General features: G+C 63.3%; 13 protein-coding genes. 4 read left to right on the top strand and 9 right to left on the bottom strand.

Annotated elements, in window-relative coordinates:
* Nucleotides 1-165 precede the first annotated feature (165 nt).
* On the top strand, nucleotides 166-489 hold the full coding sequence (locus QQS38_RS22505; protein ID WP_479647562.1) for a 4a-hydroxytetrahydrobiopterin dehydratase: 324 nt from the start codon (nucleotides 166-168) through the stop codon (nucleotides 487-489).
* A gap of 27 nt (nucleotides 490-516) precedes the next feature.
* Here QQS38_RS22505 and QQS38_RS22510 read toward each other — a convergent pair whose 3' ends face one another.
* A complete protein-coding gene (locus tag QQS38_RS22510) occupies nucleotides 517-738 on the bottom strand; it encodes a DUF3717 domain-containing protein (RefSeq protein WP_479647563.1) in 222 nt (73 codons plus the stop codon).
* 130 nt (nucleotides 739-868) lie between these two features.
* Between QQS38_RS22510 and QQS38_RS22515 the strand changes: the two genes are divergently transcribed.
* Complete coding sequence (locus QQS38_RS22515) at nucleotides 869-1555, top strand: response regulator transcription factor (protein ID WP_479647564.1); 687 nt, start codon at nucleotides 869-871, stop codon at nucleotides 1553-1555.
* Between the two features lie 114 nt (nucleotides 1556-1669).
* Nucleotides 1670-3154: a sensor histidine kinase gene (locus QQS38_RS22520; RefSeq protein WP_479647565.1), complete on the top strand. Its 1485-nt coding sequence runs from the start codon at nucleotides 1670-1672 to the stop codon at nucleotides 3152-3154.
* Here the strand turns inward: QQS38_RS22520 and QQS38_RS22525 are convergent.
* The 6 genes from QQS38_RS22525 to mnmC form a co-directional block, all read right to left on the bottom strand.
* Nucleotides 3147-3629 (bottom strand): SET domain-containing protein, encoded by a 483-nt coding sequence (locus QQS38_RS22525; protein ID WP_479647566.1) that lies wholly within the window; start codon nucleotides 3627-3629, stop codon nucleotides 3147-3149. The two genes, QQS38_RS22520 and QQS38_RS22525, sit on opposite strands and share 8 nt — an antisense overlap.
* A gap of 64 nt (nucleotides 3630-3693) precedes the next feature.
* Nucleotides 3694-4413, bottom strand: a complete 720-nt coding sequence (locus QQS38_RS22530; protein WP_479647567.1) for a glutamine amidotransferase — start codon at nucleotides 4411-4413, stop codon at nucleotides 3694-3696.
* Nucleotides 4414-4579: 166 nt separating this feature from the next.
* On the bottom strand, nucleotides 4580-5227 hold the full coding sequence (locus tag QQS38_RS22535; protein ID WP_479647568.1) for a MarR family winged helix-turn-helix transcriptional regulator: 648 nt from the start codon (nucleotides 5225-5227) through the stop codon (nucleotides 4580-4582).
* Between the two features lie 533 nt (nucleotides 5228-5760).
* Nucleotides 5761-6879 (bottom strand): YbdK family carboxylate-amine ligase, encoded by a 1119-nt coding sequence (locus tag QQS38_RS22540; protein ID WP_479647569.1) that lies wholly within the window; start codon nucleotides 6877-6879, stop codon nucleotides 5761-5763.
* Between the two features lie 28 nt (nucleotides 6880-6907).
* Nucleotides 6908-8110: a cation:proton antiporter gene (locus tag QQS38_RS22545; protein WP_479647570.1), complete on the bottom strand. Its 1203-nt coding sequence runs from the start codon at nucleotides 8108-8110 to the stop codon at nucleotides 6908-6910.
* Between the two features lie 852 nt (nucleotides 8111-8962).
* Nucleotides 8963-10945, bottom strand: coding sequence for a bifunctional tRNA (5-methylaminomethyl-2-thiouridine)(34)-methyltransferase MnmC2/FAD-dependent 5-carboxymethylaminomethyl-2-thiouridine(34) oxidoreductase MnmC1 (gene mnmC / locus QQS38_RS22550; protein WP_479647571.1), 1983 nt, complete (start codon nucleotides 10943-10945; stop codon nucleotides 8963-8965).
* A 424-nt stretch (nucleotides 10946-11369) separates the two neighbouring features.
* Here mnmC and QQS38_RS22555 point away from each other — a divergent pair, with 424 nt between their 5' ends.
* Nucleotides 11370-11648, top strand: a complete 279-nt coding sequence (locus QQS38_RS22555; protein ID WP_074262967.1) for an HU family DNA-binding protein — start codon at nucleotides 11370-11372, stop codon at nucleotides 11646-11648.
* Nucleotides 11649-11785: 137 nt separating this feature from the next.
* On the opposite strand, the gene QQS38_RS22560 is transcribed toward QQS38_RS22555, so the two are convergent.
* Together QQS38_RS22560 and QQS38_RS22565 are read right to left on the bottom strand one after the other, a co-directional pair.
* A complete protein-coding gene (locus QQS38_RS22560; RefSeq protein WP_479647572.1) occupies nucleotides 11786-13114 on the bottom strand; it encodes a GTP-binding protein in 1329 nt (442 codons plus the stop codon).
* A 158-nt stretch (nucleotides 13115-13272) separates the two neighbouring features.
* Nucleotides 13273-13716 (bottom strand): lytic transglycosylase domain-containing protein, encoded by a 444-nt coding sequence (locus QQS38_RS22565; protein WP_479647573.1) that lies wholly within the window; start codon nucleotides 13714-13716, stop codon nucleotides 13273-13275.
* Nucleotides 13717-13869 lie beyond the last annotated feature (153 nt).

A 13869-nucleotide genomic window follows, 5' to 3' on the forward strand; every position in this document is an offset into this window, starting at 1 on the left:
TATCGCACCACCGCCGTGCATATGCATTTTTAATGCGGTTACGCGTACATGCCCTCATCGGGCCGTCTTGAGCGTCATTGGCGCGATTGTGAAAGAATGGCCCGATCCGCATCGGCCACGCGATGCAGCGCAGCTCGGCGTTGCGGGTAAGCCCAGCGCTCATGCATGCAAGGAGGTGACGCAATGATCCATAAATTGACTTCCGAGGAACGCTCGACGGCGCTAGCCGCTCTGACAGGCTGGCAGGCCGTCGCCGGCCGCGACGCGATCCACCGGCAATTCAAGTTTGCCGATTTCAACGAGGCATTCGGTTTCATGACGCGCGTCGCGCTCAAGGCGCAGGAGATGAACCATCATCCGGAATGGTTCAACGTCTATCAAACCGTCGACATCACGCTGAGCACGCACGAAGCGAACGGCGTAACCGAGCGCGACGTCGAATTGGCCCGCTTCATCGATGGCGCCGCGCGCGCCATCCAAAGCGGCTGACGCCCGTCGCGGCGTGCGTGCGGGGCATCACCCTTGGACGGCGCGCCGGTACGCCTCCCAGGCATCGCGAGCGGCCGGGTCCAACCCGTCTGCCGGCAGGCTGGCCCGACGCTGTACAATCATCAGCGCATACGGCTTGGAGAGCGCGCTAGCCTCCTTGCACAAGCTGAGCTCGTCGCCGCTCGCAGGCGAGCGGGTGCGCCAAAAGTTGATCGCGGCTTCTAGTTCGTTGATCGTGATTTCGGACATGGTTCGTGATGTTGGCCCGGGGCGCCTGGCTGAGCTTTTTTCTTGCAGCGGCAAGCTCGCTGTGTGGCCAAGAAGGCATCGCCGGTCGGCGTGCTAGAAATGCGTAACTCATTGTACTTGAGCGAATTCCATGCGACTCCTCCTGATCGAAGACGACCGCCCAATCGCGCGCGGTATCCAAAGCAGCCTCGAACAAGCCGGGTTCACCGTCGATATGGTTCACGACGGCATCTTCGCTGAACAGGCGCTCACGCAAAACCGGCACGAACTCGTGATCCTCGATCTGGGCTTGCCCGGGGTCGACGGCATGACGCTGCTCTCGCGCTTTAGGCAAGCGAACCGCCACACGCCCGTGATCGTGCTGACCGCGCGCGACGAGCTCAACGATCGCGTGCAGGGCTTGAACGCCGGCGCCGACGACTACATGCTCAAGCCGTTCGAGCCCGCCGAGCTCGAGGCCCGGATCCGCGCCGTCATGCGGCGCAGCGGGCCGCACAGCGAGACGCCGCGGCCCGAAGTCTCGCTGGGCGGGGTGCGCCTGTCGGGAGTCGATCGCCGCATCTTCAACGACGACAAACCGCTCGAACTTTCCCCGCGCGAATTCGCCGTGCTCGAAATGCTGTTGCTGCGCCACGGCCGGGTCGTCAGCAAAGCGCAATTGCAGGATCATCTGACGCACTTCGGCGGCGACCTCGGCGATACGGCCATTGAAGTCTACGTACACCGCGTGCGCAAAAAATTGGAAAATTGCCGCGTCGAGATCGTGACCGTGCGCGGATTCGGTTATCTGCTGCAAGAAATCCGTCCCGCGTCGTAACGAGCGCGCTCGCGCGCGACCGGCGCCCGTCAACAGCGGCCGCGTGCTGCCTCGCTGCCCGCGCCCCAGGCGCGGGGCGCGAGTTCCTCGCCCAATACCCTACGATCGATCGACATGCCGCCCGCCGCTGCGACCAGCCTGCGCCGTTCGCTTTTGCGACGGCTTGCCGCGCCGCTGTCCATGCTGGCATTGATGAGCGGCCTCATCGCCTACTGGCTCGCCTGGCAATACACGCAGCATGTCATCGACCGCTCGCTGGCCGAACTGGCGACGGCTATCTCGAAGCAAGTTCAACTGGCCGGACCCAACGCCCGCTCCACCGTCCCGCCGCTCGCGCAGGCGATGTTCTCCGACCCCAGCGACGATCTCGTCTACCGGATCAGCGACGGCGAGCATGAGATTGCCGGCGAGCCGGCGCTGCCGCTGTTCGGCACGCGCGTGAGCGAGCAGCGCGCGGCCTTTGTATTCGAAGCGCAGTACGCGGGCAAACACGTGCGCGTGGCGCAGGTGCGCGTAATGCAGAACGTCGGCAACCCGATCATCGTCGAAGTGGCCCAGCCTCTGCGGCATCGCTATCGCATCGCGGCCGAGTTTCTCGTCGCCATCATGATGCCGCTGCTGCTTTTGCTGCTCGCCGGGTGGGGCATCGTCTGGCGAGTGGTCAATCAACAGCTCAATCCATTGACCGTGCTCGCCGATTCGTTGAACAAGCAGACGCACATGTCGCTCGAGCCTGTCGACGAAACCTACGTCCCGGTCGAAATCCAGCCGTTGACGAGCGCGATGAATGCGCTGCTCGTGAGATTGAAGAGCGCCCTGGAAGCGCAACGAAAGTTCATTGCCGATGCCGCACATCAATTGCGCACGCCGCTGACCGCGGTCAAGCTGCACGCGGAGCAAGCGGCCGGCGCACGCGATCCGAGCCAGACGCTCGTCGCCGTGCGCGAAGTGCGCGCGGCTGCCGATCGCGCGGTGCGCCTTTCGAACCAATTGCTGTCGCTCGCGCGCGCCGAGCCGGGTGCGCAAACAGCGCGTTTCACCGAACTCGATATCGCGGTGCTCGCGTTCGAAACGGGCGCGGAATGGGTGCCGCGCGCGTTGGCCGCGCATGTCGATCTAGGCTTTCAGCGCTTGGACGATCCTTCCAACGACAAACCGCTGCTCGTGCGCGGCAATGCGGTGTTGCTGCGCGAAGTCATCGCCAATCTGCTGGACAACGCGCTCAAGTACCTACCGTCGGCACGCGTTACGGGCGCCAACGTGACCGTGAGCGTGACCGAAGCGAGCGACGACCAGGGCGTCCGGTATGCGGAAATCGCCGTGGAAGACAATGGCTCGGGCGTGCCGGTGGCGTTGCAAGCCGATTTGTTCAAGCGCTTTTTTCGCGGCGACCGGCATGATGCGGCCGATACCAGTGTGGATGCGGGCGCGGGCCTTGGCCTTGCCATCGTCCACGACATCATGAGCTTGCACGGCGGCGGCGTGCGCTACGAGGACGCCGTGGGTGGCGGAGCGCGATTCGTATTGCGCGTCCCGCTGGCGGCAAGCGCGGACGCCGGCCAAACGGCAAGCGCCGGCGCCCATGCGCCGCTCAGCTAGCGCGGCCGCCCTTCTTTTTCTTGGGGCCGTCCTTGGGTGCGAGCATCGTTCCCCGGCATTTGCGCGCGCCGCAGTGGCACGCATATTCCTTCTTGAGCTTCTTGGTCTGGCGCGCATCGATGACGAGGCCGTAATCGTAGAACAATTCCTCCTCGGCCGGGATATCGCGCACCGCGTGAATGAAAACGCGGCCGTCCACTTCTTCGGCTTCGCAATTGGGCGCGCACGAGTGGTTGATCCAGCGCGCGCTGTTGCCGCCGACTTTGCCATCGATGACGCGCCCGTCCTCGAGCGCGAAATAGAACGTGTGATTGGGCTCGGCCGGATTGTGCGGGTGCCGCCGCAATGCTTCCTTCCACGAGATGCGCTCACCCTTGTATTCCAGCAGACGCTCACCCGCCTTCAGCGGCACGGCAGCAAAGACGCCTTTGCCATGCACGCCGGACTGGCGCACGACCAACTTGCGTGAACTCATCGATCAATCCTCAGAAAAGCCTGTGTGCCGCCGGTGCGGCATTGCGTTCGAAAATTTCGCAATCTTAACTCCGCGCCGGTGCGAGCGCGTCGAGCCATTCGCCGAACGCCGCACGCGCCGCTCGCTCCAACGCTGGGCCCAGGCGCTCGGTGTCGGCCCGCAACTGCTTGGCGTCGATTCCGGGCGTCGACTCGATCTCGTTCGCATGTCCGATCAACCAGCGCTCGAAGCGGTCGCCTCGAATTTCAGGATGACACTGCAAGCCAAGTACGTTCGCCCCCCAAGAGAACGCCTGATTCTCGCAAACCTTCGTCGAAGCGAGCCGCACCGCATCGACCGGCAAATCGAAAGTATCGCCATGCCAGTGCAGCATCGAGGTGTGCGCGCCGTCGAAATGGCGCATCGGCGAATTGCGCCCCGCCTCGGTCAACGTGAGATCGGACCAGCCGATTTCCTTGCGCCCCAACGCATGAACGCGCGCGCCCAGGACACGGGCAATCAGTTGTGCGCCGAGACAAATGCCCAGCGTCGGTAGACCGGCGGCAATCCTTTTTTCGAGCAATGCGAGCAGTGGCTTGAGCGTCGGATAGGAGGCATCGTCGAAGGCGCTGATGGGGCCACCCAGAACGACGGTGAGGGCCGGGGCCTCGGGGTTGGGCGCCTCGACGCGAGCGAGGCCGACGTCGAGATAGCGCACGAACCAGGCGCGTTCGCCGAGCACTTGCTCCAGGCTACCGAGATCCTCGAAATGGACATGGCGGACGGCGAGCACTTCGCGATTCATCGAATCCTCACGGCAAAAAGAAGGCCCCGCGCGGCTCGAGCGCAGCGCTTGGCGCCGTATGAGGCGCGATGCGGCGTAGCCAGCGCATCGACGCCTCGCAAATACGGCCGACGACAAACCAAGCGCAGCCCAACCGCCGCTGGGACCGCAATGTAGGTGAAGTGGGCTATGTCGCGCTTTGCGCGAAGATCTTCCAGGTCTTCTTCTGCGTCAGCGAATCGGCTTGCTCATGCACTGCGCAATCGAGCCGCAGATCGACGTCGCTGATTGCAATCTCGAGAGCGTTGCAGCGATGCGCGGCCTTCTTCGGGTTCTTGCTCGCTTCGAAATGCTTGCAGGTGACGCACATGCGATGTTCGGGCATGGTGCCTTGCACCTGCAACTGACGAATCATCTTGATCATCGTGCGATAGAAGACGGCTTGTTCGTCGTCGCGCAGCGTGCTGATCGCGCCCATGAGGAACTCGGGCCATTGCTGCGCTCGCTTGGCGGCCGTGCGGCCGCGCGCGGTGAGTTTGACGGCCAAAGCGCGGCCGTCCTCCGTCGCGCGACGCTTTTCGATGAGCCCTTTCGCTTCGAGCGTGCTGACGGCGTCGCTCGTCGTGGCAGCGGTGAGCGCCGTCTCTCGAGCGATCTCGCCCAAGCGCAGCGGATTTTTCCGCTGCATGAGCAACACGAGGATCTCGCCTTGCGTCGGCGTGAGCCCAGCGCTTTCAGCCCATTCCCACGCTTGGCTGCGCATTGCCGTGCCCAAGCGCAGCAAGCTGTGGGTCACGCGCCCGGTCGCTTGCTCTCCGTGTACACCTTCGCCCATAGTCTTTGTTCGCTATTTCGCAATTGACAGCATGCCGCTGCTGATGTGGTTGCCTGCTCGCGCCTTGCCTTGCGCCCCGGCAGCCCCGTGGGATGACCCGCCTTCTGTAGAGCGTGCCGATTCTACTATTTCAAGCGTACACCGCCCGCCGGCGCTGGGCCGGCATTGCGACGAGCGAACGCCCCGCCGCTGGTTCGAGCGCCGATCGAGCGCCAAGCGATATGACCTTCGACGCGACAGACGCGCCATTTTAAGCGACGAAAGAGAATAGTACAGCTAAGTTATCCAGGCGTATCTGTGGATAAGTCGTGTATAACCGCGCGTGACGAATGTGCGTCATTTCTGGATAACGTCGGATGTCATTCGAACGCCTTCCGAGTTACCCAAAGCTCATGCGAGTTCCGCACGCGCGAGCCACGCGGTTATCGTTGCTCTAGACTCTTGATACGTCGGCCTATTTCCCGGTTTTCCACAGATTGGGCCTGCCGTTGTTAACTATTACTACGAATGTATACGTTGTAAACGTAAAAACCCTAAACCCCCCGCCACCGCAAGCATTGTTGGCGAACCGCTTCGTGCAACGATTTTTCTTTTGCGACGATCTCGCGCAGCCAAGTCGCATCGTTGACTTGCCCCTGCGCGATGTTGGCGATTTCGCGCAATGCCATCGAGGATTGCAGCGCAGCGCCATGCGGCTCGATCACGCGCAGCGTCTCCAGGATGTCCTCGAATATGGTGCGGCGCTCGCCGGTTTGCGGGTTGATACAGGTGCCCGCGAGTCCGAAACGGCAAGCTTCGAACCGATTGAACGTGTAGACGAGATAATCGTCCTCTTTCGGCTGGAACGGCCGGTCGACGAGCAAATGCCGCGCGAGCGTCTGGATGTAGCAAGCAATGGCCGCGGCGCGGTCCACCGACAAGGGGGTGTCCATGACCCGCACCTCGATGGTGCCGTAGCCCGGCTTGGGGCGAATATCCCAGTAGAAATCTTTCATGCTGTTGACCACGCCGGTGGCGACCATCTTCGAAAAATATTCCTCGAAGCCGGACCAGGTCAGCACGAACGGCGCGCGCCCCGATAACGGGAATGCGAACACCGAATTGAGCCGCGCCGAGTGGAACCCCGTGTCGACGCCTTGCACGTAAGGCGAGGAAGCCGAAAGCGCAATGAAATGCGGAATGAATCGCGACATGGCGTGCAATAGGAACAGCGCGCTGTCGGGATCGGGGCAGCCGATATGCACGTGCTGGCCGAACACCGTGAACTGCTTGGCCAGATAGCCATAGAGCTCGGACAGATACTGAAAGCGCGGCGCGTCGAAAATTTGGCGCTCGCTCCACTGTTGGAATGCGTGCGTGCCCCCTCCGGCGAGGCCCACGTTCAGATGATCGGCCGCCGCCACGAGCGTGTCGCGCAAAGTGCGCAGTTGCGAGAGCGCTTCCTCGTGCGAATTGCAGATCCCCGTCGACAGCTCGATCATGCTTTCGGTGATCTCGGGCGTGATATTGCCGGGGACTTTTTGGTCTTTGACGAGCCGCATCAAGTCGGAAGCGGCTTTGGTCAGATCGTAGTCGTGCGTGTTGACGACTTGGATCTCGAGTTCGACGCCGAACGTGAAGGGTTTGGAATTGATGAACGGTTCAAGTGCCATGGTGTCTTTCCGAATCCGATATCCGTTGTTAGGTGCGCCGCTCGCCGGCGAGCGCCAGAGCGCGGTAGACGAGCAACGGCCCGACGATCTGCAATACGACGATCGAACACATCACGACCGCGCGCAGCGTCGGATCGAAGTTGGGATAGAGCGCATAGGTGTCGTCGACCAACAAGTAGGCGAGCGCCGACATCGGCGACAACGATATGCCGAGCGCCACCCCCTGCTTCAAACCGATGCCGCTCGGTTTGGCGAACGCGAGCACGCCGACGAGCTTGGCGACGAAGCGAGCCACGATGAGCCCCAGCGCCGCCACGCCGCCGAGCGCGATGTCGCGCCATTCGAAGGCCGTCATGGTGAGCACGAACAAGATCACGGTGAGCAGCCAACCGGCCGTGCCGAAATGCTCGGGCCACAATTGCGGCTTGGCCTCGAGGTTTTTGACGATGATGCCCGCCGCGAGCAGGCTCAGGATGGTCGAAAGGTTGAACAAATGCGCGATCGCGATCGCGAGCAACACGAGACCGAAGAGCGCCACGAACGAATGCTCGTCCTGAACTTGCATCGAACGATAAAAGAGCATGCAGGCGCGCGCGAGCACATAAGCCAGCACGAGCGACCCGACGAGCAAGTACAGCGGTTGGACGATCGTCGCGAAGACGTTCCCATAAACCTCTTGATGCAGCCACCCCGAGGCGATTTTTTCTATCACGACGGCGTACATGCTGTTGAGCGCCGTGAGCGTGAGCAGACGCTGGGTGACCTGGCCTTCCGCGCGCAACTCGGTTTTGAGCTGAATCACCATCGCAGGCGAAGTCGACATCGCGATCGCCGCGATCACGGTCGACACCGCCGCGCTCACGTGAGCCAGCGACAACGCTATCAGGACGAGCACGAACGTGAGTGTCGCCTCGGCGAGACTCGAAGCGACGAGCCATGGGTTGCGCCGAATCCATCGCAGATCGAGCCGCCCGCCCAATTCGAACAGCAGCAACCCGAGGGCGACGTCGAGCAGCAGCCGCGAGGTGCTGCCTGTGCCCGCGTCGATCGCCTGGAAACCGGCCGATCCGGCGATCAGACCGATCACCGCATAGCCGGTGACGCGCGGCAGACGCCAGGCGCGGTAGCAAAGCTCGCCCAAGAGGCCGGCGACGAGCAACGCAAGGCCGGCCCAGAAGACGGCTTCGGGCACGAACGGCCAGTGCGGAAGAAAGGAAAACGCCGATTTCATCTGATAGCTGCTCCTTTACGGACAGGCCGGTCGGGGCGATTTGCCCATGACGGCTCTTTCTCGTGGCTTGATAGCTCGCGCTACGACGATCTGTCGCGACGCGGACGAATTGAGTGGGGCGTCGACGACCTGGCCGCTGCCGGGGACGACGACCCGATGCGCCCGCTTCGACGCGCGGCGCGAGAAGCGCTGGGGTAGAGCGTGGCTCGTGCCCGGCGCGGTGAAATTAGGTGGAGCGACGCCCGCAGCCTGCTGCAGCCAGCGAGAAGCACGAACGTTGCCCCCGTGTGCGCCGCGTATTCCCGGCGCGCAGCCATGCAACGGGTGCAAGAGGAACACGGATTGTGCCATAGCTTGCCTCCAAGTCGCACGATCCCTCATCGAATTGCGGTGATCTCGGTACAAACTACGTCGAATTTCGTATTACGAAGAAAAAATGGCCGAAAGTGCGGCCGGGCTCCGCGCAAAGGGGCCGGCAGGCCTCGGTCGAAATCGGGTTTCCCCAACGCATGCGGGCGTTGGACTATATCTGCGCCGATGCGTGCGGCGCTAGTTCGGGTTTACTTGTTTACGTATGTATACGTAGTAGTAGTTAACAAGGCCGCTCCGAATCTGTGCACAACGACGCTTTTCCTCGCTCGATCAAATGGTTAGCGGCCGCATAACCGCACGCGGATCGTGTGCGGGCGCGACGTGTTTCGAAGCATAACTTTTGAGGCGCCGTGGCCGGCAGCCGATTTGTCCCGTATACGTCCACACCGATTACACACGATTCCCACGCCTCGATCACCGGGTTATCCACAGCCAGCGGTGGATAATGCGAGCGGCGTGCGAGGGTCGTCTACCGGGAGCTCATGCGTCGTCCGCGACTACGATGCCCTGGCGCAACGCGCGCAGCAGGTAGCGGGCGGGATCCAAGGCTTCAGCCAGGTCGCGCTCCAGCGGCCAGGGTTCGCCCTCGAGTTGCGAAGCGATGAGTTCGGCCCCGAGCGATGCCCACACGAGTCCCCGGGAACCGAAAGCGTACGACCCGTAAAGACCGCCGGCACGCGGCAGATCCCGGGGCCACGCGCCGCTCAGCGCACCCGCTTGCCGCGCGCTGGCGGCTTCGTCGGCGAGCGGCCCGATCATGGGGAGCCGATCGTGGGCCACGCACCGAAACGCCACGCGCCCGGAAAGCTTATCGAGCGCGAGCTCGCCCGGCACGATCGCGGGGTCCAGACCGGGCAGCAGACGTGCGAGACGCGTGAGGTTTTCAGCGTGGCTTTCGGCGCGCAGATCGTCGCCGGCGTCGTCGACATCGTAGGTTGCGCCTGCCAATAAAGCTTGCGCGAGCGGCACCGCGTAGCCTTCGCCGATGATGGGCAGTCGCAGTGCTGGCGCGGCGGCTAGGGGCAGGCACGTCAATTGGCCTCGCACGATGCGCGTGGGCGCGTAACGCAGCCCGGATAGGCGTGTGGCGTCGTGCGCATTCGCGAAGATGACGACGCTCGCTCGCGCGATGCAAGCTTCCTGCTCGTCGAAGACGGCCCAAGCGTTGCCTTCGCGTGCGATACGGTTCGCGCGAACTCCCGCCCGCCAATCGAGCGCCCCGCCCGCTTGCCCGCACAGCGCCGAGCACAACGCGGCCGGGTCGAGCGAGCCGCCTTCGGGATAGAACCAGCCGCCGCGCGCAACCGGCGCGCCCGCCGCGTCGCATGCTTGCGCAAGCGAAACGGCTTGCACGAACTCGGGCGGATAGCCTCGCTCGGCGATGGCAGCGCTGAGTGCGCCAGCTTGTAGATCGTCGTCCGCGATCTGCAGCAGTCCGCCGCGGCTGCGCGCAAAGCCGTGGCCGGCTCGTTCGAGGGCGCGCCATCGTGCGAGCGCATAGAGAAATCCGGTGCGCGTGATTTGCGACGCCACGCTGTCGTCGCGCGAAAGCAGCGGATGGAACACGCCTGCGGGATTGCCGGAGGCCTCGTATCCGGCACGCGCGCGCCGCTCGACGAGTGTGACGCGCCAGCCGCGCGCAGCGAGTCGTTCGACGAGCGCGCAGCCCGCTAGCCCCGCCCCCACGACGATCGCATGCTTGCCGTCCGCCGCGAACGGTTGCGGCGGTTCGTGGCGCCGCAACCGCCATCGCGGTGCGAAACGGCCGGTCAGCATGGCGCGTTTGCTCGCAAAACCTTCGGCCCGCGCGCAGTCGAATCCCGCATCGGCCAGAGCGCGCCGCACGTGCCCCGCGCAGGTGTAGGTGGCGAGCGTTGCGTCGTCGCCCGCGAGCCGCGCCAACGCCTTGAAAACCGGCGGCGACCATAGATCGGGGTTCTTCTCGGGGGAAAAACCGTCGAGATAGAAAGCGTCCGCGCGCAGCCAGAGCTTGGGCAACAAGGAGAGCGCATCGCCGAACGCGAGGGTCAACGTGACGCGCGACGATTCGAATTCGAGACGGTGCAACCCGGGCGTGAGCACGGGCCAGGCATCGGCCAATTGCGCGGCGAGCGGCGCGAGCGTTGCGTCCGCAACCATCCGCGCGTGCAATGCGCGTAGATCGTTTGCTCTAAACGGATGTTTTTCGATCGAAACGAAGGCCAATCTTTCACAGCGGTTCGGATCCTCGCGCCAAGCCGCCCATGTCGCCAAGAAGTTGCCGCCCATGCCGAAGCCGGTTTCGACGATGGTGAACAGACGCCGCCCGTGCCAGCGTTGCGGCAAGCCGTTGCCGCGTAGAAACACGTGCCGGGCCTGGGCGAGAGCGCCTGCGGCGCTGTGATAGATGTCGTCGTAGGCCGGCGAAAACGGCGTGCCGTCGTCGCGAAAGGCCGGGGTGGCGGGAATCAGTTTGAAACTCATCGGCGAGCGGAAAGTGTGGGAAAACAAGGCGTAGGGGTGTAAGGGCCAACCCTAATCGTTGCGCCGCAAGTGCGCCAAACGGCCGCAAACCCAAGCTGGAGGCGGCTCTTGGGGCGTTGGCAAAATCCAACGACAGTGCCCGGGAATCTCGCGAGCCCCTTGGCAGCAGGGGTTCGCGAGTACGACAATGCTCAAACCCAGCGCCGACAAGGCTTGCCAGCGCTAAATTCTTTGGAAGCCTTGCCGTTATTGGGTTTGCGCTGAGCTATCATAGCAAGCGCCGCGCGGCCGTACGGCCAGGGGGTTTAGCGCGACCGAGCGGCGCACGCTTCGCCACAGCTACTCGACGGCACAGCTTGCGTACGTATAATTCGGCGCGTTTTGCGCTGTCCGTGTCACTTCAATCTGATAAAGAGGAACGTTAATGAACAAACAGGAACTGATCGACGCCGTCGCAGGTCAGACGGGCGCCAGCAAGGCTCAAACCGGCGAAACGCTCGACACGCTGCTCGAAGTGATCAAGAAGGCAGTGTCCAAGGGCGACGCAGTGCAGCTCATCGGCTTCGGTAGCTTCGGCTCCGGCAAGCGCGCGGCACGTACGGGCCGCAACCCCAAGACGGGCGAGACCATCAAGATTCCGGCAGCCAAGACCGTCAAATTCACGGCCGGCAAAGCATTCAAGGATGCTGTGAACAAGCGTTAAGCCGATATCGGGTTGACGTCTTGTCGACACCCGCCACAGGCGGGTTTTTTTTCGTCGAGGGAGCGCAAAAGGCGAAAGGCGCCGGGCTTGCTCGCGGCTTGCCGAGCGGGCAAGCCTGCGCCCGTTTGCTTCGGTGATCAGTGGACGATTTGCCCTTCGTCGTCGCCGTCGTGATCGTCGGCATCGAGGTCCCAAGCGGGGAAAGGATCGGTCATACGCTGCCAGCCTTGCGGCCCGAGCGCGTATTCATCGTCCGTCAATAGACAAGCATCGAACTTTTCGCGCCAACGCTGCGCATCGAGCGCAACGCCGATGAGCACGAGCTCTTGGCGGCGATCGCCGATCGAGGCGTCTTCGGGCTCACCATGCCAATCGGCCGCAATTTCGGCCGCGAGCTCATCGTCCTGCGGCCATTCGGCCCGCGGCTGCGCCGCCCACCACATGCCCGCTGGCCCGTGACGGCAAACGCCTCCGGCCTGAGACAGAGAACCCGCCACATCGTTGCGCGTGGCGAGCCAGAAAAAACCCTTGCTGCGCAGCACCCCTTGCCATTCCTCGTGAAGCAGGCGCCACAGGCGCTCGGCGTTGAATGGCCGGCGCGCGCGGTAGACGAAACTGCCGATGCCGTATTGGTCGGCTTCGCTCACGTGCGAATGGCCCGTATCGCCATGTCCATGCTCGTGATGCTGCGCGTGGTCGTGGTCATGGTCGTGATCATGCTCGCTCGCCTGCTCGAGCGAGGTCAGCCAACCGGGCGCGCTCGAGGCGGCCTCGAAATCGAAGCGCCCGGTGTCGAGCACTTCCCGCAGCGGGACCGCGCCGAACCGGCTGACGATCTGCACCGCACGCGGGTTCAGCCGCGCCAAGATGCGGGAGAGCCGTTCGAGCGCATCGGCATCGACGAGGTCCGCTTTATTGACGACGAGCACATCGCAAAATTCGATTTGCTCGATCAGCAATTCGACGATGGTGCGGTCGTCCTCGTCGCTCGCCGCGAGGCCCCGTTCCGCAAGCCCTTGCGCCGATGCGTAATCGCGCAAGAAATTAAATGCGTCGACCACGGTGACCATCGTGTCGAGCCGTGCGACGTCGGCTAGCGTATGGCCTTCGTCGTCGCTGAAGGCGAAGGTTTCGGCGATCGGCATCGGCTCTGCGATCCCGGTGGACTCGATCAAGATGGCGTCGAAGCGGCTCTCTTTGGCGAGCCGGTCGACTTCGGCCAGCAAATCCTCGCGCAGCGTGCAGCAGATGCACCCGTTCGAGAGTTCGACCAGCCGTTCCTCGACACGCGAGAGGGAAGCCGCGTCCTTCACGAGCGCGGCATCGATATTGACCGCCGCGAGATCGTTGACGATCACCGCGACGCGCAGGCCCGCACGGTTAGCGAGAATGTGGTTGAGCAGCGTGGTCTTGCCCGCGCCGAGAAAGCCCGACAGCACGGTAACGGGCACAGGCGAATGGTTCATTGGAGTCGACATCGGTGGAGCGAGGGCGCAAAACGCCGCCGCGTGAAAGGCGTAGGGAGCATTTTGCACCAAACGCCGGCGCCCCACCTCGTTCGAGGTGGGGGCGGCTCACCGCAACGACGATCGGCTAGGCTCGGCGCAAGCGATGCCCAGGGCGCTCAACGCTGCGCTTGCAAGAGCTTCCACTGCTCCAGAATGCCGACGATTTGGTGCGCGTAACGGTCGCGCAAGGACGGTGTCTCGGAGTGATAGGCGCCGACGGCCGCCCACGTATTGCCGTATTTGTTCATCTTCTGCCGCAGGTGCCAGGCGGCGATGTAGACGCTTTTGCAAGGCTCCATGAGCGTGCCCGACGAAATGCCGTACTGGGCGAGCGTGGGCAGATGGATCGAATTGATCTGCATGAGCCCGTAGTCGGTCGATCCATTCGTGTTCTTATGCATGGCGTCGGGCCGGTTGTGCGACTCTTGCCAAGCAATGGCGCGCAGAATCAGCGGATTGACCTTCTGGTAGCGCGCGGCTTCGTCGAAGCAGTCCGCGCGTGCGTTCGCGCACGCGAGCCACGCGAGCGATACCGCCAGAATCTGAACTGTCCGTTTCATGGTTGGAAAGCCTTCGACGAAGTGGATTGTCGTTCGGTGCGCTCGCTTGGCCCGGCCCGGTCATCGCAAGCTTCGCGCAGGCCGGCTGGGGAAAACCCGCACTTGCCGTCGGATTCGGTCGAAATTGATGGACCGTATGATACCGGGTGCCGC

The sequence above is a fragment of the Trinickia sp. Z7 genome (assembly GCF_056498045.1).

Bases quoted from the DNA above. Each gene is read 5' to 3' on its own strand.
- QQS38_RS22565 (WP_479647573.1), bottom strand. From the start codon at position 13,716: ATGAAACGGACAGTTCAGATTCTGGCGGTATCGCTCGCGTGGCTCGCG.
- QQS38_RS22515 (WP_479647564.1), top strand. From the start codon at position 869: ATGCGACTCCTCCTGATCGAAGACGACCGCCCAATCGCGCGCGGTATC.
- QQS38_RS22560 (WP_479647572.1), bottom strand. From the start codon at position 13,114: ATGAACCATTCGCCTGTGCCCGTTACCGTGCTGTCGGGCTTTCTCGGC.
- QQS38_RS22520 (WP_479647565.1), top strand. From the start codon at position 1,670: ATGCCGCCCGCCGCTGCGACCAGCCTGCGCCGTTCGCTTTTGCGACGG.
- QQS38_RS22510 (WP_479647563.1), bottom strand. From the start codon at position 738: ATGTCCGAAATCACGATCAACGAACTAGAAGCCGCGATCAACTTTTGG.
- QQS38_RS22540 (WP_479647569.1), bottom strand. From the start codon at position 6,879: ATGGCACTTGAACCGTTCATCAATTCCAAACCCTTCACGTTCGGCGTC.
- QQS38_RS22525 (WP_479647566.1), bottom strand. From the start codon at position 3,629: ATGAGTTCACGCAAGTTGGTCGTGCGCCAGTCCGGCGTGCATGGCAAA.
- mnmC (WP_479647571.1), bottom strand. From the start codon at position 10,945: ATGAGTTTCAAACTGATTCCCGCCACCCCGGCCTTTCGCGACGACGGC.
- QQS38_RS22555 (WP_074262967.1), top strand. From the start codon at position 11,370: ATGAACAAACAGGAACTGATCGACGCCGTCGCAGGTCAGACGGGCGCC.
- QQS38_RS22505 (WP_479647562.1), top strand. From the start codon at position 166: ATGCAAGGAGGTGACGCAATGATCCATAAATTGACTTCCGAGGAACGC.
- QQS38_RS22530 (WP_479647567.1), bottom strand. From the start codon at position 4,413: ATGAATCGCGAAGTGCTCGCCGTCCGCCATGTCCATTTCGAGGATCTC.
- QQS38_RS22535 (WP_479647568.1), bottom strand. From the start codon at position 5,227: ATGGGCGAAGGTGTACACGGAGAGCAAGCGACCGGGCGCGTGACCCAC.
- QQS38_RS22545 (WP_479647570.1), bottom strand. From the start codon at position 8,110: ATGAAATCGGCGTTTTCCTTTCTTCCGCACTGGCCGTTCGTGCCCGAA.